The organism is Micromonospora sp. SL1-18 (genome assembly GCF_047921505.1).
Taxonomy (GTDB): domain Bacteria; phylum Actinomycetota; class Actinomycetes; order Mycobacteriales; family Micromonosporaceae; genus Micromonospora.
Map to the genome: position 1 here is coordinate 1 of NZ_JBLROA010000011.1, position 19,716 is coordinate 19,716.

At 72.7% G+C, this 19,716-nt stretch carries 16 protein-coding genes; 6 read left to right on the forward strand and 10 right to left on the reverse strand.

What is annotated here, in order from left to right; all coding sequences use genetic code 11:
• Window positions 1-96: 96 nt before the first annotated feature.
• From ACNAW0_RS07100 to ACNAW0_RS07110, 3 genes are read left to right on the forward strand one after another with little or no spacing between them, the layout of a single operon-like run.
• The gene (locus tag ACNAW0_RS07100) at window positions 97-1,158 is read left to right on the forward strand and encodes a S8 family serine peptidase (RefSeq protein WP_416286922.1); all 1,062 of its coding nucleotides are present in this window, start codon (window positions 97-99) and stop codon (window positions 1,156-1,158) included.
• A gap of 14 nt (window positions 1,159-1,172) precedes the next feature.
• Window positions 1,173-1,325 (forward strand): hypothetical protein, encoded by a 153-nt coding sequence (locus ACNAW0_RS07105; RefSeq protein WP_416286923.1) that lies wholly within the window; start codon window positions 1,173-1,175, stop codon window positions 1,323-1,325.
• Window positions 1,322-1,468 carry a hypothetical protein gene (locus tag ACNAW0_RS07110; protein WP_416286924.1) on the forward strand — a complete coding sequence of 49 codons (147 nt, stop codon included), beginning with the start codon at window positions 1,322-1,324 and terminating at the stop codon, window positions 1,466-1,468. Before ACNAW0_RS07105 ends, ACNAW0_RS07110 begins: the two co-directional genes overlap by 4 nt.
• A 132-nt stretch (window positions 1,469-1,600) precedes the next feature.
• Here the strand turns inward: ACNAW0_RS07110 and ACNAW0_RS07115 are convergent, their stop codons facing one another.
• Complete coding sequence (locus ACNAW0_RS07115; RefSeq protein WP_416286925.1) at window positions 1,601-2,821, reverse strand: LCP family protein; 1,221 nt, start codon at window positions 2,819-2,821, stop codon at window positions 1,601-1,603.
• Window positions 2,822-3,206: 385 nt separating this feature from the next.
• Here ACNAW0_RS07115 and ACNAW0_RS07120 point away from each other — a divergent pair, with 385 nt between their 5' ends.
• Complete coding sequence (locus ACNAW0_RS07120; protein WP_416286926.1) at window positions 3,207-4,358, forward strand: hypothetical protein; 1,152 nt, start codon at window positions 3,207-3,209, stop codon at window positions 4,356-4,358.
• Window positions 4,359-4,393: 35 nt separating this feature from the next.
• On the opposite strand, the gene ACNAW0_RS07125 is transcribed toward ACNAW0_RS07120, so the two are convergent.
• Both ACNAW0_RS07125 and ACNAW0_RS07130 read right to left on the reverse strand, forming a co-directional pair.
• Window positions 4,394-5,464: an NYN domain-containing protein gene (locus ACNAW0_RS07125; RefSeq protein WP_416286927.1), complete on the reverse strand. Its 1,071-nt coding sequence runs from the start codon at window positions 5,462-5,464 to the stop codon at window positions 4,394-4,396.
• Window positions 5,465-5,521: 57 nt separating this feature from the next.
• A complete protein-coding gene (locus ACNAW0_RS07130) occupies window positions 5,522-6,538 on the reverse strand; it encodes an SDR family oxidoreductase (RefSeq protein WP_416286928.1) in 1,017 nt (338 codons plus the stop codon).
• Window positions 6,539-6,673: 135 nt separating this feature from the next.
• On the opposite strand from ACNAW0_RS07130, the gene ACNAW0_RS07135 reads away from it, so the two are divergent.
• Window positions 6,674-8,467, forward strand: a complete 1,794-nt coding sequence (locus ACNAW0_RS07135; protein WP_416286929.1) for a glycoside hydrolase family 15 protein — start codon at window positions 6,674-6,676, stop codon at window positions 8,465-8,467.
• Window positions 8,468-8,516: 49 nt separating this feature from the next.
• On the opposite strand, the gene ACNAW0_RS07140 is transcribed toward ACNAW0_RS07135, so the two are convergent.
• The 3 genes from ACNAW0_RS07140 to ACNAW0_RS07150 form a co-directional block, all read right to left on the reverse strand.
• Window positions 8,517-8,936: a hypothetical protein gene (locus ACNAW0_RS07140; protein ID WP_416286930.1), complete on the reverse strand. Its 420-nt coding sequence runs from the start codon at window positions 8,934-8,936 to the stop codon at window positions 8,517-8,519.
• 125 nt (window positions 8,937-9,061) lie between these two features.
• Window positions 9,062-12,166: an FAD-binding and (Fe-S)-binding domain-containing protein gene (locus ACNAW0_RS07145; protein WP_416286931.1), complete on the reverse strand. Its 3,105-nt coding sequence runs from the start codon at window positions 12,164-12,166 to the stop codon at window positions 9,062-9,064.
• Complete coding sequence (locus ACNAW0_RS07150) at window positions 12,163-13,932, reverse strand: thiamine pyrophosphate-dependent enzyme (RefSeq protein ID WP_416286932.1); 1,770 nt, start codon at window positions 13,930-13,932, stop codon at window positions 12,163-12,165. Before ACNAW0_RS07150 ends, ACNAW0_RS07145 begins: the two co-directional genes overlap by 4 nt.
• 348 nt (window positions 13,933-14,280) lie before the next feature.
• On the opposite strand from ACNAW0_RS07150, the gene ACNAW0_RS07155 reads away from it, so the two are divergent.
• Window positions 14,281-14,985 (forward strand): phosphatase PAP2 family protein, encoded by a 705-nt coding sequence (locus ACNAW0_RS07155; RefSeq protein ID WP_416286933.1) that lies wholly within the window; start codon window positions 14,281-14,283, stop codon window positions 14,983-14,985.
• A 12-nt stretch (window positions 14,986-14,997) separates the two neighbouring features.
• Here ACNAW0_RS07155 and ACNAW0_RS07160 read toward each other — a convergent pair whose 3' ends face one another.
• The 4 genes from ACNAW0_RS07160 to ACNAW0_RS07175 all read right to left on the reverse strand — a co-directional run bounded on the left by ACNAW0_RS07160 (window position 14,998) and on the right by ACNAW0_RS07175 (window position 19,714).
• Entirely contained in the window at window positions 14,998-16,128 is a 1,131-nt protein-coding gene (locus tag ACNAW0_RS07160) for an enolase C-terminal domain-like protein (protein ID WP_416286934.1), read from the reverse strand.
• A 141-nt stretch (window positions 16,129-16,269) separates the two neighbouring features.
• A complete protein-coding gene (locus ACNAW0_RS07165; RefSeq protein ID WP_416286935.1) occupies window positions 16,270-18,054 on the reverse strand; it encodes a cytochrome b in 1,785 nt (594 codons plus the stop codon).
• Entirely contained in the window at window positions 18,051-18,914 is an 864-nt protein-coding gene (locus tag ACNAW0_RS07170) for a Rieske 2Fe-2S domain-containing protein (protein WP_416286936.1), read from the reverse strand. The genes ACNAW0_RS07165 and ACNAW0_RS07170 overlap by 4 nt, the downstream gene beginning before the upstream one ends.
• Complete coding sequence (locus ACNAW0_RS07175) at window positions 18,911-19,714, reverse strand: c-type cytochrome (protein ID WP_416286937.1); 804 nt, start codon at window positions 19,712-19,714, stop codon at window positions 18,911-18,913. Before ACNAW0_RS07175 ends, ACNAW0_RS07170 begins: the two co-directional genes overlap by 4 nt.
• Window positions 19,715-19,716 lie beyond the last annotated feature (2 nt).

The window sequence follows — 19,716 nt, forward strand, 5'->3', positions numbered from 1 at the left end:
GCCCTGAAGGGTCGAGATTGCAGATCGTGCTCGGTGCTGGCTGCATCGGTCACGCCGCGTTTGGCAGGCTGACTGCTGCCCAGTCCGCGACACCGCGTGCGGCGATGTTGCGGGGCGGTCATCCAGTTCACCGCCGGTAACAGCGGCTACGTGAACCCGTCGCCGCGAGGCGCCGCGCCCTACTTCTTGCCGGAGCTGGAGGGCAGCTGGTACACGACGTCGGGGATCAACCCCACGGTGGGGCGCACGTTCAACCCTGACGGGTCGGTCCTGGTCCCCGGCCAGCAGACGTTCAACCAGTGCGGCGTCGCGAAGTGGTCCTGCGTGACGGCGCCGAGCAACGGGATCAACAGCACGACCGTGTCGGTCGTCAACGGCGTGCCGGAGGCCCGCTACGGAAGTTCGTCCGGCACGTCGATGGCCGGACCGCACTCGGCGGCCGCGCTGTCGCTGATCATGCAGCGCTTCCCGTACCTGACCAACGAGCAGGCGCTCTACACGATGTTCACCACCGGCCGGCAGAACAACACGGTCAGCGACGCGGCGGGCAACGCCGTGTCGAACCCCACCCGGGGCCAGATCGTGCAGGTTCCGGACAGCCGCAACGGCTGGGGCACGGTCAGCCTGCGGGAGGCCATGAACGGCCCGGGCCAGTTCCTGGGGCCGTTCGTCGTCGACACGCAGGGGCACAGCGACGTGTGGTCGAACGACATCTCCGACGTCGCGATCCAGGCGCGCCAGCAGGAGGACGCCGCCGAGGCGGCCGCCTGGGAGGCGACCAAGGTCGCCAAGGGCTGGACGCAGGGTCTGCCGGCCGACGCGAGCGACGCCGACAAGTCGGACTACGCCATCGGGATGCGCCGCGAGCAGGCCCGCAAGGCCCGCGCCTACGAGGGCAGCCTCACGAAGCGGGGCGACGGCACCCTGTGTTCCTCACCGGCAACGAGGCCTGGCACGGGACGAGCACCGTCCTCGGCGGCAAGCTCTCGGTCGTCGGCTCGCACGCGAGCGCGATCGACGTGCGTGGCGGGACGCTCGGCGGCAGCGGCAGCGTGGCTGACAACGTCACCGTCACCGGCGGCGTGCTGCGGCCCGGCCTGGCGGCCGACGAGGCCGCGCAGATCACCGACGCTTCCGTCGCCGCGGGCAACGTCCTGAACGTCGGTGGGAACGTGACCATCGGCAACGAGGGTCGCCTCGCCGTCACCATCTCCGGCGACCGCGACTACACGAGCGTCCGGGCCGCGGGTGACCTGGTGCTGGCCGGCGAGCTGGACCTGGACGTGCGCGGGACGTTGACCCGGGCACCGTCTTCACGATCATGAGCGGCAAGTCGATCAAGGGCGCCCTCCACGCGCTGCCCGAGAACCGGGTGCTGAACGTGGGCGGTCACCTGTTCCGGGTGTCGTACAAGAACAACAGCATGACGCTGACCGTCATGCAGGCGGTGCCGAACAACGGGCAGTAGGCCGTGACCTGTTGGTTCAACTCGGCTTGACCAAGATCGAGCCGTGGTGAAGGACAGGAAGGAAAGGTGGGCCGCGACGCCGAGTTCGGCGTCGCGGCCCACCGATTCACATGGTCATCTGCGGCGGCCGGCCTAGTGGGCGGGCGGCGGGGGCCCGGAGTCGGCCACCCAGTCGGGGTGGGCCGCGACGAACTCACCGACGGTGTCGTCCCGGACCGCGTGCAGCAGTTGCAGGCTGGTCGGGCTGAGGACCTCGGCGCTGCCGACGCCCGGCACGGTACGGCTGTTGAACGTCCCGTTGTTGGTCTTGATCGTGGTGATCGAGTCGGGGCGGATCCCCCGCATGGCGAAGGCCCAGTCGTCCAGCGGGATGCCGCCGTCGTCGACGGTCATCGCCTTGCCGACCGCCGACAGCAGCCCGGGCAGCTTGGTCGGCGAGTTCAGGCCGTCGGTCACCACCTGGTGCAGCACCGCCTTGATGAACTGCTGCTGGTGGCGCTGCCGACCGTAGTCGACGTCGTGGTTGGCCAGGAGGTCCCGCTGCCGGACGAAGTCCAGCGCCTGCGTCGGGTCCAGGCACTGGTTGCCCTTGGCGTAGACGTTCGGGGTGACCCCGGGGATGCGGTGGTTCACCGTGCCGTCCGGATTGATCTTGTACGGCGCCGCCGGCTTGCCGGTCTTGTCGTCATGCCCCACATGGATCGAGGTGGTGGTCTCGTCGACGTACATGCAGACCTTGCCGAGGACCTGAACGATCTTCTTGAAGCCCTGGAAGTCGATGATCGCGCCGGCGTCCGGGGTGATCCCGGTGAGGTCGCGAACGGTCAGGGCCAGCAGCTCGAAGCCGTGCGACGTCGCCGGCGCGCCGGTGAGTCCCCGGCTGCCGAACGCGAAGGCAGCGTTGATCTTGCCCTGCCCACCGCGGTACGGCGTCGCGCCGTTGTCGTAGGCCGGGATGGTGACCAGCGAGTCCCGCGGCAGCGAGACCAGGTACGCCTGGCTGTGGTCCGCCGGGATGTGCAACAGGATGATCGAGTCGGCCCGGACGAGCTGGCTGGAGTCCTGGTTGGGGCGGCTGTCCACCCCGACGAGCAGGATGTTCTTCGCCCCCGTGATCGTCTGGTGCTGGCGTGGGGGCGCGGCGGCGCCGAGCAGGTCCTGCCGGGCGACCTTGCTGGTCGCGCTGTGCAGCAGGAGCGCGCCGCCACCCAGCGCCAGGGCGCCGAGCGTCATCAGCGTGGTGCCGACGGCCACGCACCACCGGGCCCAGCGGGGCCACGGCCGACGGGCCGGCCGCCGCGGATCTGCCGGCCGGTCGCTCGGCTCGGAGGGAGTGGCGGTGACGTACGACACATGACTCCTCTGGGTTACCGGGGGGATACAACCCGCTCCAGGCTATGCCGGCCGGCGATCTGACGGACAGGTCACCGCGCTGTGAACTGCCTGGGAGGCCGGCCAGCCCACCCCGACCGCGGTCACCCCGCCGGGCGGTCCCGCCGATCGGGTGCGGTTGGCGGACGTCGGCGACCACCAGGCCGTCCCGGCCCCGCAGCGCGCGGCGCCCGGTCTGCGTGTCCTTTCCCGGATGGTTGCCGTTGTACGAGATGTGCAGGCGAAACGATCCGCCGTCGCGATGAGCCCCACGGCGGGATGCTCCCGATGGCAGGTCGGGTGGGCGCGACACGAGAACGATCGGCGGCGGCGGGCGTACGACGCGCAGGCCGAAGCCTGGTGCCGAGTGGAGGACCATCTCGTCCGGCTGCGGATCGAGGCCACCGGGTTTCTCGGTTGCACGCAGCCACAGACCGGCCTGCCAGCCGAACTCGACCACGACGAGGTGGTCTACCGCGTACTCCCGGCCGCGGAGCTGGTCGAGGCCGAGGCCCGGCATCTCACCGGGCTGCCCGCGCCGGAGCTGACCGTCGCGGCCGCCGCCGTCCAGGAGCCCGGGCGTACGCTGCCGGCGGGCCTGCGGGTCGTCGACGTCGGCATGGCGGTCGTGACCGACCGCCGCGTGGTCTTCGCCGGGCGCGACCGCCGACGCGAGTGGGCGTACACCGACATGCGGGGCCCGGGGCATCACCCCGACCTTCCGATCACCCTGCTGCACACCGCGGACGGCCGCCGTCCGGCCGGGTTGCGGGTCCCCGCGGCCATGGCCGTGAACGCCCGGTTCTACCTCACCCTCGCGTTCGCCACCGCCACCGGGGCCCGCGCCGTCATCGTCCCGCAGCTCGACGCGTTGCTGGCGGCCCACCGCGACGCCCGGCCGTCGCCACCGCCACCGGTGGCGCCGCACCACGCTCCGCTCCCCCTGCCGCGTCCCGAGCGGGTGGCGGCGGCCGCCGCCGTCGTCGTCGCGGTGACGTTCGCGGCGCTGACCACCGGCACGGTCCAGGCGGGCCCGGCCGAGCTGCCGTACCGGGCGCAGGCGCGTGCGGGCGGGATCGCCGAGACCGGGGACGCGGGCCGGGCCACCGGCAGCCCGGTCCCGAGCACGCCCACCGACCCCGAGCCGTCGGGCAGTCCGGTTCTCCAACCGGCGACGGGCACCACCGCGACCCGGGTCGCGGGCGGTGGCGCCACCGCGGGCGAGCCGGTCACCCGGCCGGTGACCCGTCGAGGCACCGTTCCGGTGGCCGACCGCGCGACCACCGCGCCAGTATCGACCGCCCCTCCCGAAACGACGGCCCCGTCCGAGCCGACCACGCCGCCGGCACCGCCGACGACGCACCCCCCGACCGCCGCTCCCGGCCCGCCCCCGGCACCCACCCCGACCGCCGCCCCGACCACCGCGCCCAGCCCGGAGTCGCCGACGCGGAACGCCTGCCCGGACCTCCTCCGGCTACCGCTGGTGGAACCGCTGCTGTGCCCGTCGACCAGCTCCTGAGCGCGCCGAGGGTGTCGCCGCGAAGGTGGCGCCGGTCACGGCCGCGCGGTGAGCAGGTAGTCGTCGACGTCCGGGCTCCAGCGCAGCTCCACCACACCGCTGGTGGCAGCCGCCTTGCAGAACTGCAGGAAGCTGCGGTAGCCGAGTTTCTTCTCGCTGAAGTCGGGTCGCGCCCGGCGGAGTTGGTCCTTCAGCCCGGAGAGCGCGACCGCGCCGGCCCCGCCGGCCAGGTCCACGACCACGGAACGCAGCAGCGCGAAGGCCGCCTCCCGGTCGCCGCGTTCGGGCAGCGACACCTCGGGATCACCCTTGGCGGGCCCGGCGCCCAGCTCGACCACGTTTTGCTCGGCAAGGTAGCGCAGGAGCTCACCGAAGGTGCGGAAGCCGTAGTCGGACTCGCTGAACGTCGGATCCTTGCGCAGCAGGGTCCGTTTCAACCCGGAGGCGGTCACCTCACCGCTGATGCTGCCCTGCAGACCGGCCAGGGTCTGCGCCACGAGGACGGCGAGCGTGTCGACGTCCCGGGCGGGTTCCTCCGCCGCCGGCTGCGGCTCGGGCTCCGGCTGTGGCGGGGCCTCGGGGGCGGGCACCCGGGCGGGACGGGCACGCCGAACGGCGGGGGTGGGCACCTCGACGCCCTCCAGCCGGTCGTAGTAGAGGAACTCGTCGCAGGCGGGCGGGAGCAGGGCCGACGTCGACTTCTCCACGCCGACCCCGATGACCCGCTTGTTGAGTTCGCGCAGCTTGTGAACCAGCGGGGTGAAGTCGCTGTCACCGGTGCAGATCACGAACGTGGAGAGGTAGTCGCGTTCGAAGGCCAGCTCCACGGCGTCGACGGCCATCTTGATGTCGGCGGCGTTCTTCCGGGTGGCGCCCATCCGCTGGGGGATCTCGATGAGTTCGACGTGCGACCGGGTGAGCATCCGCCGGTCCTCGTCGAAGTACGACCAGTCGGCGTACGCCCGGCGCACCACCACCCGGCCCCGCTCGGCGAGGGCGTCGGCGATCGGGCGGAAGTCGAAGGCCCGGCCGCCGTGATGGTCGCGTACGCCCAGCGCCAGGTTCTCGTAGTCGAGGAACAGGGCGATCCGGTCTTCTGAATCCACGGCGGCCAGCCTACGCCCGGCGGCGCCCGGCCACCTGGACAGCGGCGGTGACCGGGGTCAGTGGCGGCGCAAGGCCAGTACGCCGACCGCCGCGCCGGCGGTGAGGCCGGCGGCGGTGACCAGCCGGTGCCGCGACAACCAGGCCTGCGCGCTGTGCCGGTGTGCCCGGCTGGTGAAGCTGCCCAACGCGCCGTAGTCCCGGCCGTCCGGGCCGTCCGCCGGCTGCCACAGGTTGGTCGGCTGGTCGTGGTCGGCCGGCCGGTCGGTCTGCTGCGACTGGTAACCGGTCCGGGCGAGGTACCGGTCGAGCAGGCCGGGGACGATCCGGTTGCCGAGGATGGTCAGGGCGGTGGAGGCGCCCACCCAGTACTCCCGGCGTCCGGGCCGGTCGGCGGCCCCGACGATGGCCCGGGCGGCGACCACCGGATCGTAGATCGGCGGCACGGGTTGGGCGTGCCGGGGCAGCCGGGACAGCAGCCAGTCGAACTGCGGGGTGTTCAGCGCGGGCAGGTGCACCATGGTCACCTTGATGTTGCTCTTGTCGTGCATCAACTCGCAGCGCAGCGCCTCGGTGAACCCGACGATCGCGTGCTTGGCCCCGCAGTACGTGGCCTGCAACGGGATACCCCGGTACGCCAGCGCCGACCCGACCTGGACGATGGCCCCCCGGTCACGGGGCACCATGTGGTGCAGGGCCACCCGGGTGCCGTGCACGTAGCCGAGGTAGGTGACCTCCATGGCCCGGCGGAACTCCTCCGGCCCGGTCTGCAGGAACGGGGCGAAGACGGAGCTGAACGCGTTGTTGATCCACAGGTCGATCGGCCCGAGTTCGGCCTCGATCCGCTGCCCGGCGGCCACCACCTGGTCGTACTCGGCCATGTCCACCTCGACGGGCAGGGCCCGGCCGCCGGCCGCTCGTACCTCTGCGGCTGCGGCGTCGAGGCCGGTGCGCCCCCGGGCCAGCAGCGCGATGGCGATCCCGCGTTGGGCGAGCAGCCGCGCGGTGGCCCGCCCGACCCCGGCGCTGGCCCCCGTGATCACCGCTACCTGTGCTCGCTGTCGATTCCGGCTCATGTCACTCCCCGGGCGTCGTCCGTCCTGGCCTGGGCTGTACCCCGGCAGTGGCGGGCTAGTCGGGCCGGACGCGACCGGGTTCGGGACAGGTGTGGGCCGGCCCGCGGCGGGTAGGCGCGGCGGGAGGTGGTGCCGGTGGGACGGGACGAGCGGTCGCCCGGGCCGACGGCCGTGGACGTCCACAGGCCGAGCGTGCTGCGCGAGTACGCCCTGCTCGCCGACGGCCATCGGGGCGCCCTCGTCGGGCCGGACGGGAACGTGAGCTGGCTCTGCGCTCCCGGGTGGGCGGACCCGCCCGTGTTCAGCAGCCTGCTCGGCGGGCGGGGCGACTACCTGGTCACACCGGCGAACCGGCGGTTCGTCTGGGGCGGCCACTACGAGCCGGGCTCGCTGGTGTGGGTGAGCCGCTGGGTGACCACGGACGCGATCATCGAGTCCCGCGAGGCCCTGCTGTTCCCCGGCGAGCAGCGGCGGGTGGTGCTGCTGCGGCAGATCCGCGCGGTGGACCGGGAGGCGGTGGTCCACGTCCGGCTCGATCCCCGTGCCGACTTCGGCCGCGAGCCGGTGCGCGAGGTGCGGCGGGAGGGGCCGTGGTGGCTGGCCCGTACGGGCGACCTGTACCTGCGGCACAGCGGTGGGGAGCGGCTGCGGCCCACCGCCGACGGACCGCTCCGCGGCGAGCTGACCATTCCGGCCGGCGGGCGGCACGACCTGGTGTTGGAGATCGCGACGCAGCCGCTCGACGCCGAGCCACCCCGGCCGGACGAGTTGTGGCGGACCACCGAGCACACCTGGCGGGCGTCCCTGCCACCGTTCACCGGCGGGCCCGCCCAGCGGGACGCGGCCTTCGCGTACGCCGTGCTGCGTGGCCTTACCCGGCCGGGTGGTGGCACGGTGGCGGCGGCGACCATGGCGCTGCCCGAGCGGGCGCTCGCCGGCCACAACTACGACTACCGGTACGCGTGGGTGCGGGACCAGTCCTTCACCGGCCAGGCCGCCGCCCTGGTCGGCCGGCACGACCTGCTGGACGACGCGGTCGCCTTCCTCACCCAACGGGTACTCGCCGACGGTGACCGGCTCGCCCCTGCCTACACCGTCGACGGCAGCCCGGTGCCGCCGCAGCACGGGCTGGACTTCCTGCCCGGCTATCCGGGCGGGTCCCCCCGGGTCGGCAACTGGGTGCGGGAGCAGTTCCAGCTCGACGCCTTCGGCGAGACCCTGCTGCTGCTCGCGGCCGCCGCTCGCCACGACCGGCTGAACGACGCCTCCTGGCGCGCGATGGAGCTGACCGCGCGGGCCATCGGGGAGCGCTGGCAGCAGCCCGACTCGGGCATCTGGGAGCTGCCGGCCCGGCAGTGGACCCACTCGAAGCTGATGTGCGTGGCCGGGCTGCGGGCGGCCGCCCGGATCGCGCCGCGTGGGTTGGCCGGCCGGTGGGAGTCGCTCGCCGACACGATCCTCGCCGACGCCGCGGCACACGGCCTGCACCCGTCGGGGCGTTGGCAGCAGGCCTACGACGACGAGCGGGTCGACGGTGCACTGCTGTTCCCCAGCATCCGGGGTGCGCTGCCGGCCGGGGATCCGCGTACCGAGGCGACCCGCCGGGCGGTCCTGGCCGAGCTGGGATCCGAGGGTTACCTCTACCGGTTCCGTCCGGACAGCCGCCCGCTCGGCGACGCGGAGGGCGCCTTCCTGCTCTGCGGGTTCGCCGCGGCGCTCGCCGACTGGCAGGCAGGCGACGTGATGGGGGCCAACCGGTGGTTCGAGCGCAACCGGGCGGCGTGCGGATCGCCGGGACTCTTCACCGAGGAGTACGACGTGCAACAACGGCAGTTGCGGGGCAACTTTCCGCAGGCGTTCGTGCACGCCCTGATGCTGGAGACCGCGATGACCCTGGATCAGGCCGAAGTCTGCCAGGTCCCCCACTGACCAGGCCTCGGACGGTCGGCCTCGGCCGTCCAGGAGCCGCCGGCCCGCCTCACCCGGGCCGCGGCGAGCGCAGCGGCGTGTGGCCGCTGCCCGCGCCGGCCCGCGGCGAGCGCCGGGCCCGCCGGGCCGCGCGCAGGTCCAGCACGGTCCAGCCGCCGGCGATCGCGGTGTCGAGGAGGGCGATGCGGCGCTGGCGGCGGTCGACGGCGGCGAGCGCCAGCGCGGTCCCCGCGTGCAGCAGGTCCGCCGCGGCGCCGGCGACGAGCACCAGCGGCACCGGCCGGCGCAGGGTCACCGCCGCCTGGGCCAGGTGCCGCACGCCGAGCACGCGCAGCGTGCCCACCGCCAGCCGGCTCGGGTGTCCCCAGCGCCGCAGCACCCGACGGGGCGCCACGATCAGGGTCGTACCCCAGGCCAGCCGCACGAAGCCGCTGGTGTGCCACGCCGGCGCCGGGCTCGTCGGGTCCATCGCGCCGCTCCTTCCCGCTCGGCTCACGCCACCCGGTAGTTCTCCGCCTCGGCGGCCCACCGGTCGAGGCCGCTGCCCGGGCGCTGGTGGGCACCTGGTGCGCCGCCGCGGTCAGCCGCCCCCGGTCACCGTCCCCGCCGGCTCGCCCTGGCCGCGAGCGCGGCCGCCGGGGCAACCGCGGCCAGGCCGACCAGCCCGGCGGCGGCCCACCGGGCGGCCCGCGACGGGGGCGCGGGCCGGTGGGCCCAGCTGTGCTCGGGCCGCGGCGGCACCGACCCGCCGTGCAGGCCGGCACGGAGCAGCTCGGCCAGGTGGATCGCCGTCCGGCCGTCCGCCGCGCTCTGCTCGACCTGGGTACGGCAGCTGAAGCCGTCGGCGAGGATGACGTCGGTGTCGGCGGCGTCCCGCACGGCGGGCAGCAGTACCCGTTCGGCGCATGCCTCGGAGACCTCGTAGTGCCCCTGCTCGAAGCCGAAGTTGCCGGCCAGGCCGCAGCAGCCGGAGTCGAGGAAGTCTGCGCGCACCCCGGCCTCGGCCAGCACCGCCTGGTCGGCGGTGGTGCCCATGATCGCGTGCTGGTGGCAGTGGGTCTGGATCAGCGCGTGCGCCGGCAGCCGGGACGGTCGCCAGCCCGGGCTGTGGTCGTGCAGCAGCTCGGCCAGGGTGACCGTCTGCTCGTGCAACTTGGCGACGTCCTGGTCGTCGGGGAACAGCTCGTGCGCGTCGCTGCGGAACACGGCCGTGCAGCTCGGCTCCAACCCGACCACCCGGGTGCCGGCCCGCAGGTGCGGGCGCAGCACGTCCACCGTCCGCCGGAGCACCCGCTTGGCGATGCCGAGCTGGCCGGTGGAGATCCAGGTCAGGCCGCAGCAGACCGGCCGGTCCGGCACGCGTACCCGCCAGCCGGCCGCCTCCAGCACCTCGACCGCGGCCTGCCCGATGCCCGGATGCAGGTGGTTGGTGAAGGTGTCCGGCCACAGCAGCACCTCGCCGCGGGAGCCGTCGCCGTTCGGCGTCCGGCGGGCGAACCAGCGCTGGAACGGCTCCGGGGCGAAGACCGGGATGTCCCGCCGCTGGTCGATCCCGCCGACCGCCTTGGCGAGCCGGTTCAGCCCGGGGGCCTGCGTCAGCGCGTTCACCACCCGGGGCGCGGTCGCGGCCAGCGCCGCCGCCACCGGCAGCCAGCCCATCGAATAGTGCGACCGGGGGCGCAGCCGGCCCGCATAGTGGTGGGACAGGAACTCCGCCTTGTAGGTGGCCATGTCCACGTTGACCGGGCAGTCCCTCTTGCAGCCCTTGCAGGCCAGGCAGAGGTCCAGGGCGTCCCGGACGGCGTCGGAACGCCAGCCGTCACCGATGACTCCGTCCCGGGCCGTGCCGTCGAGCATCTCGAACAGCAGCCGGGCCCGGCCCCGCGTCGAGTGCTCCTCCTCCCGGGTGACCATGTACGACGGGCACATCACCCCGCCGTGCTGCCGCCGGCACTTGCCGACGCCGACGCAGCGCCGCACGGCCCGGCCGAAGCTGCCGGAGTCGTCGGGGTAGTGGAAGTGGGTCGTCACGTCGCCGTGGTTGTAGTCGACCCCGATCCGCAGGTGGCTGTCCAGCGGGTAGGGGGCGACGACCTTGCCCGGGTTCATCCGGTTGTCCGGGTCGAAGATGGCCTTGAACTGACCGAAGGCGCGGATCAGCCGGTCGCCGAACATCTTCGGCAGCAGCTCGCCCCGGGACTGCCCGTCGCCGTGCTCGCCGGAGAAGGAGCCGCCGTACGACACCACCAGGTCCGCGGCGCGCTCGACGAACGAGCGGAAGTGCCGTACGCCGTCGGCGGTTTCCAGCTTGAACGGGATCCGGGTGTGCACGCACCCCTGCCCGAAGTGCCCGTACAGCGACGCCTGCTCGTAGCCGTACTCCCGGAACAGGGTGTCGAGATCGCGCAGGTAGTCGCCGAGCCGCTCCGGCGGCACCGCCGAGTCCTCCCAGCCCTCCCAGGTGTCCGCCTCGCCCGGCACCCGGGCGGTCGCGCCGAGGCCGGACTCGCGGACCAGCCACATCTGTTCCTCGTGGGCCACGTCTTCGAAGCGGTGCACGGTGGGCCCGCCGTCGCGCCGCAACGCCTGCAGCATCCGAACGAGGGCGGCCTCCGCCTGCTCCGGTGTATGGCCACCCATCTGGACCATCAACCAGCCGCCCCCCTGCGGCAGCAGGTGCAGGGCGGCGGAGTGCAGATGCTTGCGCTTCTCGAAGTTGATCAGCTTGTCGTCGAGCCCCTCCAGGGCGATCGGATTGTGCGGCAGGATGTGCTTCACGTCGTCGCCTGCGGTGGCGATGTCCGGATAGCCGAGGAAGACCATCACCTTGCAGGGCACCACCGGGACCAGCTTCAGCCGGGCCCGCAGCACGGTGACCAGCGTGCTCTCCGAGCCGACCAGCGCCTGCGCCACGTGGAACCGCTTCTCCGGCAGCAGGCTGTCGATGTTGTAGCCGGAGACTCGGCGCGGGATGTCCGGGTAGCGGCTACGGATGTCGCTCAGGTACTCGTCCCGCAGGGCCCGCAACTGGCGGTAGATCTCGGCCTGCCGGCCGCCCCGGCGCTGGATCTCGGCGTACTCCTCCTCGCTGGTCTCGCCGACCCACATCCGGGTGCCGTCGTAGAGCAGCACCTCCATCTCGACGAGGTTGTCGACGGTCTTGCCGGTGCGCTGCGCCGTCGACCCGCAGGAGTTGTTGCCGATCATCCCGCCGATGGCGCAGTGGGTGTGGGTCGACGGCTTGGGGCCGAACTCCAGCTGGTACTGGGCCAGCAACTCGTTGAGCGTGTCCAGCACGATGCCCGGCTCCACCAGGCAGGTCTTCGCCTCGGCGTCCACCTCGAGCAGCCGGTTGCAGTACTTCGACCAGTCGATCACGACAGCGACGTTCGTACACTCGCCGGCCAGGCTCGTGCCGCCACCTCGGGAGAGCACCGGGACGCCCATCCGGCGGCACACCGCGATCGCGGCGACGGCGGCCTCGACGTTACGCGGCACGACCACGCCGAGCGGGACCTGCCGGTAGTTGGAGCCGTCCGTCGAGTACGCACCGCGCGAGCCGTCGTCGAACCGGACCTCGCCGTCGACCACCGGGCGCAGCTGCGTGGCCAGGGCGTCGAGGTCCACGTCGGTGGCGGGCGCGGGCGACCGGGTCACCGGGTCGGGCAGCGCGACCGGAGGAGCCGTGACCCGGGTCATGAACGCAGCTCGTTGATCTTGTCACGGGCGACGGTCGCCATCGTGGCCACCTTGTGCGGCTGGCCCCGCAGGAACGCCTCGGTGAAGTGCTTCGCCTGGTCGTACCGGACCTTCCCGGGCATCGGCGGCTCGTTCGGGTTGACGTCGCAGTCGACCAGCGCCGGACCGGGGTGGGCGAGGGCCTCCCGGATCGCCCCGGGCAACGCCTTCGGGTCGGTGACCTTCGCGCCGTAACCGCCGCAGGCCCGGGCCCAGGCGGCGTAGTCCGCCTCCGGCTGCCGGTGCCGCACCTCGTACTCGGGGTAGCCGAGGATGATCTGCTCCCACAGGATCTGGCCGTACGCGTTGTTGTTGTTGACGATCACCTTGATGGGCAGCTCATGCCGTGCCGCGGTGAGGAACTCGGCCATCAGCATGGCGAACCCGCCGTCACCCACGAAGGCGATCACCTGCCGGCCCGGGAACGCGTGCTGCATGCCGATCGCGTACGGCAGGCCCGGCGCCATCGTGGCCAGGTTCCCCGACAGGTAGAACTCCCGGTTGCCGCGGATGGTCCAATGCCGGGCGGACCAGGTGGCGATGGTGCCGGAGTCGCAGGTCAGGATCGCGTCGGAGGTGGCCGCCTCGTCGACGCAGCTGATCAGGTACTGCGGGGCGATCGGGTCACGGGACGGGTCCTGCAGGGCGACCATGTCCGAATGCCACGCGTCCCGGTCCCGCTGGTACTTGGTCAGGAAGGACCGGTCGGTGCGGGTCTGCAGCATCGGCAGCAGTTGCTGCAACGCCAGCCGGGCGTCGGCGGTGACCGGCGCTTCCACCGGCAGCCGCAGGCCGACCAGGCTGGCGTCGATGTCGATCTGCACCACCCGGGCCTGCCCCGGCTTCGGCAGGTACTTCCCGTACGGGAAGGAGGTGCCGACCATCAGCAGGGTGTCGCACTCCTCCATCAGCTCCTCGCTCGGCCTGGTGCCGAGCAGGCCGAGGCCGCCGGTGGTGAGCGGGTGGTCGTCGGGCACCACCATCTTGCCCGACAGCGTCTTGACGATCGGGCTCGCCAGCGCCTCCGCCACGGCGATGATCTCGTCGCGGGCGTGCCGGGCGCCCACGCCGACCAGCATGGCCACCTTCTTGCCGGCGTTGAGCACCTCCGCCGCCCGAGCCAGGTCGGCCTGCGCCGCCGGCACCGCCGGCTGCGACGCCACGGGACTGCTCATCGGCGGCTTACCCGGGCTGACACTCCGGTACGGATCCTCGCCGGCCACGGCGACCTGCACGTCGTTGGGGAAGCTCAGGTGGGCGATGCTCCGCCGGGACAGCGCGTGCCGGATGGCGATGTCGACCACGCCCGGCATCTGCTGCGGATTGGTCACCATCAGGTTGTAGGCGTCCGCCACGTCCTGGTAGAGCAGCTCGGTGTGCACCTCCTGCTGGTAGTGCGAACCCAGCACCGACGTCTCCTGCATACCGGTGATTGCCAGCACGGGTACGTGGTCGAGTTTCGCGTCGTACAGCCCGTTGAGCAGGTGGATGGCTCCCGGGCCGGAGGTGGCGACGCAGACACCGATACGGCCCGTGGCCTTGGCGTAGCCGGTGGCCATGAAGGCCGCCGCCTCCTCGTGGTGCACCAGCACGAAGTTCAGCTTCTCCCGCTGCCGACGGAAGCCCTCCATCAGCCCGTTGATGCCGTCACCGGGCAGGCCGAAGACGGTGTCGACGCCCCACTCCACCAGTCGTCGGGCCAGGCTGTCGCCTACGATCTCCTGCACCTCACGCCTCCTGATCTGGATTGCCGCGCTGCCCACCGGTGACCGAGACCGGAGGCAGCCGGCGGAGCCGGGCGTCGGGCGACCCCGGCCGATCACCGGCGCGTCCCGATGTTCCGGCAGCTACCCGCACCGTTAACCGGCAAACCTCCGATCCGGTGGAATGCCCGGCAACGGTCGCCCGGGCGCAGAGATCGGCTCCAGTCGACCGATTGGGATGAGCCGGACGAGCCTGGATCAGGCCGAGCGGCTTGCACCTACGGCCGAGAGCAGATTGCGCATTTTTTGCCGGTATCCTGCCTTTCGGGCGCCCTTCGGGTCGTCTGATGACAGACAGTGGCAGGAAGGGGCATGCCAGTGGCGCCGTCGCCGGCCCGGGCGCGCCGTCGCCCGGTGCGACCACTCGGCGTACCGGTGCTGGTTCCCACGCCCCCTGGTTGGTGGTTCGACGGGCTGTTGGCCGCCGCGCTGGTGGCGTTCACCGCCGCGCTGGTCTGGTGGTCACCGCTGCTGCGGCTCGACATCCTCGTACGCGACTGGTGCGACCAGCATCGGCCCGAGGCGGTCTGGCTGGTGATGCAGGCCTTCGACTTCTTCGGCCAGGGCGGACCGTGGACGACGCTGACCGTGCTGGTGTCGCTCTGGCTGGCCTGGCGGCACCGCACGGTCCGGCCGATCATTCCCGCCGGGTTGGCGCCGATCGTGAGCACCATCCTGATCGTCAGCCTGAAGCGGTGGACCGCACGCGGGGCTCCGCACCTCGGCTCGGTCCGCCTGTTCAGTGGCGGCACGGAGGTGGAGTACCCCTCCGGGCACGTCAGCAACGGGATCGTCTACTTCGGGGTCCTGGCGATGCTGCTGGCCCCGTACCTGCCCGTGGCGGCCCGCCGCCTGGTGCAGTGGCTGCCCGGTGTCCTGGTGTTCGTCGGCACCACCTATCTCAGCTATCACTGGCTCACCGACAGCATCGCCGGATATCTGCTCGGCCTGCTGATCGTGCGGCTGCTCCTACGAGTGCCCTGGCGGCCCCTCAGCAGCCAGTACCAGCTGAGGTAGGCGGAGCCGCGGCTAATCGAGCGAGCGCCCATGAACGCGGTAGGGCTCAGCGTCCGCCCACCGCACCTCGAGTCCCAGCCCGGGTCGCGATGGATCCGGCCGCAGGGCACCGCCGACGGGCGACAGGACACCGTCGAAGACCATCCGCTCAATCCGAACGTGATCATGGAAGTATTCCAGGTGACGACACTTCGGAACGGCGCAGAACGCGTGCGCGGACACCGCGGGCGCGGTATGCGCGGACAGGTCCATGAAATGGCCCGCCGCGAGACCGGCAACCTGGAGCAGCGCGCTGATCCCGCCGCAACGGGTCACGTCGGCCTGCAGGCAGTCCACCGCCCGTTGCTCGATCAGGTTGGTGAAATCGCGCAGCACATAGCCGTACTCGCCGGCGGCCACATCCACACCGGGCGGCCCGCACTCGCGGACCAGTCGCAACCCGTCGAAGTCGGCCGAGCTGACCGGCTCCTCCAGCCACGACACACCCCACTCGTCGTGAAACCGGTACGCCCACGCCAACGCCTGCTTGCCGGTCAGCGCGCCGTTGGCGTCGGTGAACAGGCGCGGCTTGTCGCCGATGGCCTTGCGCACGGCCGTCAGCCGGCGCGGGTCCTGGTCGGGATCGCGTGACGTCTTCATCTTCACCCGGTCGATGCCCTGGTCGACCCATGCGCTCAACTGCTCGACCAGCCGGTCGAGGGGGTAGTTGGTGAAGCCGCCGCTGCCGTAGACCGGCAGGTGATCGTGGCAGGCCGGCAGCGTACGGAACAGCGGTTGCCCGATCAGCCGGGCGCGCAGATCCCACAACGCGATGTCGACGCAGGACAGGGCCATCGCGCCGGCACCCGGCCGGCCCGCGTTACGGATCTCGGCGGACATCGTCTGCCACGTCATGGCCGGGGTGAACGCGTCCGCGCCGGTGGCCACGGGTGCCAGCTTCGACTCCACGAACCGCGCGACCGAGACGTCGCCATAGGTGTAACCCAATCCGGTCACGCCGCCGCCGTGTGCCCGAACCAGGATCATGGTCGTTGAAGTCCAGGTCGCCGTGCCGTCCTGCTCGACGCCGTCCGGGCCGTCGGTGGGCACCGTGAAGGCATGCACGTCGATGCCATCGACGGCTACCTCAAACCGGTTGTCCATGCCACCACCCTCGACACACGCCTCCTGTCAAAGGGTGCCCAATACCCCTCGAAGCGGCTCCGAAACCAAGAGACCGGGGACGGGTCTTTCGTGGAGCAGTCGTCCGCACGGACTCGTCAGCACGGCGAGCGCCAGGCACCTTCACGGCCGCTCGCCCGGCCCGGCGCGCCCGTCCCCCGGCGCTCCGGGTTCCGCCGGATCCGGCGGCCGCGGTCCGCCGTCGCCACCGTGCCGCCGACGTCGGCGGCGGTCGACAAGGAGGCCGGCCAGCAGCGATCCGGCGGCAGCGGCGTGGACCCAACGCCGCAGAGCGGTGCGCACGCGACTGGGCGGCGGGGGCGGCGGCGGGCCGGGCACCACCACCCGGCCGACCCCGGGGTACGCGAGCCGGGACGCCTCGACCGCCTCCTCCTCAGAACGCAGGGCGCGGTTGCCGCTGAGGACGACCTGTCCGGCCTCGTCGCGGTAGCGCCACCGCCAGAGCTCGCCCTCCGGCCACAGCTCGATCCGCTCCCCCGGCCGGTGCCGGGCGGGTGTCTCGAGTCCGCCCTCGCCCTCACCCTCACGCGGTGCCGGGGCGGGGCCGGCGGCCCGCCGCAGGTCCGCCCGGGTCAGCTCGCCGAGACTGGCGGCGTCGCCGCGGCGCAGCGCCCGCGCGATCAGGTAGGCGGCCAGTCCGGTCAGGATGGGCAGCACGAGCGCCAGCACCCGGAAGAACCAGAGCAGGTCGTAGAGAGATACCCGCATGAGCCGGGCGAGGATGTCGTCCCCGCCGGCGACCACGAGCACCACGTAGAACGTCAGTGCGCCGACGCCCACGCCCAGCCGGACCGGGTGGTCGCGAGGCCGGTCAAGCAGTTGGTGCGGCCGGCGGTCCCGGGTGCGCCAGCGTTCGACGAACGGCCAGGCGTAGAGGGCGAGGAAGCTGAACCCGCCGAGCACCACCCCCGGCCAGAACGGCGCCGGCACGAGGTACCCGGCTATCCGGAACTCCCACGGTGGGAAGAGGCGCAGCGCGCCCTCCCCCCAGGCGATGTACCAGTCCGGCTGGGCCGGCGAGCTGGACTGAGCCGGCTCGAACGGGCCGTAGAGCCAGACCGGGTTGATCTGCACGAGCCCGCCGAGGGCGAACAGCACCGCCAGCACCCAGGCGAACAGGGCGAGCGTGCGCAGCGTGTAGCTCGGCCACAACCGGGACCCGACCACGTTGTGCTCGGTCCGCCCGGGGCCCGGGAACTGGCTGTGCTTCTGCCGGACGAGGATGCCCAGGTGCAGCGCGACGAGGGCGACCAGGATGGCGGGCACCAGCAGCACGTGGGTGATGAACAACCGTGGGATCAGGTAGTCGGAGGGGAACTCGCCGCCGAGGCCCAGCGCAAGCAGCCACGTCCCGACCAGGGGGATCGACTCCACGACCGAGACGAGGATCCGCAGGCCCAGGCCGGAGAGCAGGTCGTCCGGCATGGAGTAGCCGGTGAAGCCGTTGGCCAGGGCGAGGGCGAGCATGGTGACGCCGATCAGCCAGTTCAGTTCGCGCGGTTTCCGGAACGCCCCGGTGAAGAAGATCCGGGTCAGGTGCAGCACGATCGCCGCGATGAACAGCAGCGCCGCCCAGTGGTGGGTCTGCCGGATCAGCAGCCCGGCCCGGATGTCCCAGCTCAGCCGTACGGTCGAGGCGTACGCGGCGGAGGTGGTGGCGCCGTCCAGCGGTGCGTAGTCACCGTGGTAGACCCGGTCGGCGGAGCTGGCGTCGAAGAAGAAGGTCAGGTATACGCCGGTCAGGATCAGCGCGACGAACGAATAGAGCGCGATCTCGCCCAGCATGAACGCCCAGTGGTCGGGGAAGACCTTCGCCAGCGCACGCCGGGTGATCGGGGAGAGCCGCAGCCGGTCGTCCAGCGCCTGGGCCAGCCGGTCTGTGATCACTGCCGCCTCCAGAAGCCGGCGCCGGGCGGGCCGGTGAAGCCCCCGGTGGCACGCAGGAACCCGTCCGGTCCGACCTCGAACGGCAGGCCGGGCAGCGGTCGCGCGGCCGGCCCGGCCACCGGGCGCGCGTCGGCCAGCAGGTCGAACGAGGACTGGTGGCAGGGGCAGAGCACCCGTCCGGTGCCCTTGAGATAGAGCCGGACCGGGCAGCTGGCATGGGTGCAGAGCAGCGACCAGACCACCAGGCCGTTGAGGTGGCCGCCGGAGGGCGGCCGGGTGAAGCGTTCCGGTTCCAGCCGGACCGCGAAGGCGGGGGCGTCCCCGGAGTCGACGGAGCCCTCCGGGAACACCCCGATCATGGTGTTGGCCGGCACGTCCTCGGGCCGCAGCGGCCGGCCCTGCTCGTCGACCAGCCGGACGCCGGGGCGCCACGGGGTGCTCGAGAGCGCCTGGGCCGGGCGCAGGCGGTTCCAGGGCAGCAGCGAGCGCAGCGGGAACAGCGCGGCGACGCCGAGCGCGGTCACCGCCAGCCCGAGGGCCGCCAGCAGGCCGCGCCGTCGGATCGGGCTGTCCGGCGCGGTGAGCACCGCGGCCGTCATCGCCTGCTCGTCCAGTGGCGGGGTGAAGCCCTCGTGCTCCTCGACGTACCCGCCGACCGGGACGAGGTGCCGCCCCCACTGCGCGAGCCCGACGGCCAGGCCGGCGAAGGCCACCGCCAGGCAGATCCCCTCCCACTGCGGGCCGGCGTTGAGGGCGTACACCACCGCGAAGCCGACCGCCCCGGCGGCGCTCGCCAGGAAGGCGGTGGCGATGCGTCGGCTGGCCGCGCGTTCGGTCGCCGGGGGACGTGAGGCGCTCACTGCCCCGCCCTCCGGCCTATCCACCGGATGGCGCCGACCAGCACCACCAGCGCCACCAGCCAGGCCACCAGTCCCTCGGCCGACGGACCCAGCCGCCCGAGCGGGGTGCCGCCCCGGTCCAGCCGCTCGCCGCGCAGCCGCCCCACGTAGGTGGTTACGTCGTTCACCTGCGCGTCGGTGAGCACCTGGCTCGGGAAGACCGGCATCAGCCCGGGGCCGACCCGGATCGCCTCGGCAACCTGGACGGGGGTGGCCCGGTCCAGCGGCGGGGCGATCCACCCGTTGGTCAGCACCGCGCCGGCACCGGTCGCCCCGTGGCACGGCGCGCAGTTCGCCGCGAACAACTCCCGGCCCGAGCCGAGGTTCCCCGGCGCGACCCGCGGGATCTGCGGCCCGCCGCCGAAGCTCGACACGTGGCCGACCAGGGCAGCGATGTCGTCGGCCGAGAAGGCCGGTTGCCCACGCCAGGCCTCCTGCACCTCGTGCGTCAGCGGCATCCGCCCGGTGGAGACCTGAAAGTCCACCGAGGCCGCGCCGACGTCGATCAGGGACGGTCCCAGCTGCGTGCCCTGCCCCTGCGGGCCGTGGCAGCTCGCGCAGCTCTGCAGGTAGAGCTGGCTGCCCCGGCCGCCCGGCCCGGCGGGTGCGGTCGCGGTGGGGGTCGGCCCGGCGGTCGCGGTGGGGGTCGGCGCGGGGGCGAGCGCCGCCGGACCGGCGGCGAGCAGCAGCACCGCCCCCGCCGCGAGCATCCGGTGCGGGTGCGCGCTGGGCAGCCGGGTCGCTGGTCGGATACGCCGCATCG

Excerpts from the sequence above, each read along its gene's own strand:
- ACNAW0_RS07110 (WP_416286924.1), top strand. The coding sequence starts at position 1,322 with ATGAGCGGCAAGTCGATCAAGGGCGCCCTCCACGCGCTGCCCGAGAAC.
- ACNAW0_RS07130 (WP_416286928.1), bottom strand. The coding sequence starts at position 6,538 with ATGAGCCGGAATCGACAGCGAGCACAGGTAGCGGTGATCACGGGGGCC.
- ACNAW0_RS07140 (WP_416286930.1), bottom strand. The coding sequence starts at position 8,936 with ATGGACCCGACGAGCCCGGCGCCGGCGTGGCACACCAGCGGCTTCGTG.
- ACNAW0_RS07145 (WP_416286931.1), bottom strand. The coding sequence starts at position 12,166 with ATGACCCGGGTCACGGCTCCTCCGGTCGCGCTGCCCGACCCGGTGACC.
- ACNAW0_RS07155 (WP_416286933.1), top strand. The coding sequence starts at position 14,281 with ATGCCAGTGGCGCCGTCGCCGGCCCGGGCGCGCCGTCGCCCGGTGCGA.
- ACNAW0_RS07160 (WP_416286934.1), bottom strand. The coding sequence starts at position 16,128 with ATGGACAACCGGTTTGAGGTAGCCGTCGATGGCATCGACGTGCATGCC.
- ACNAW0_RS07175 (WP_416286937.1), bottom strand. The coding sequence starts at position 19,714 with ATGCGGCGTATCCGACCAGCGACCCGGCTGCCCAGCGCGCACCCGCAC.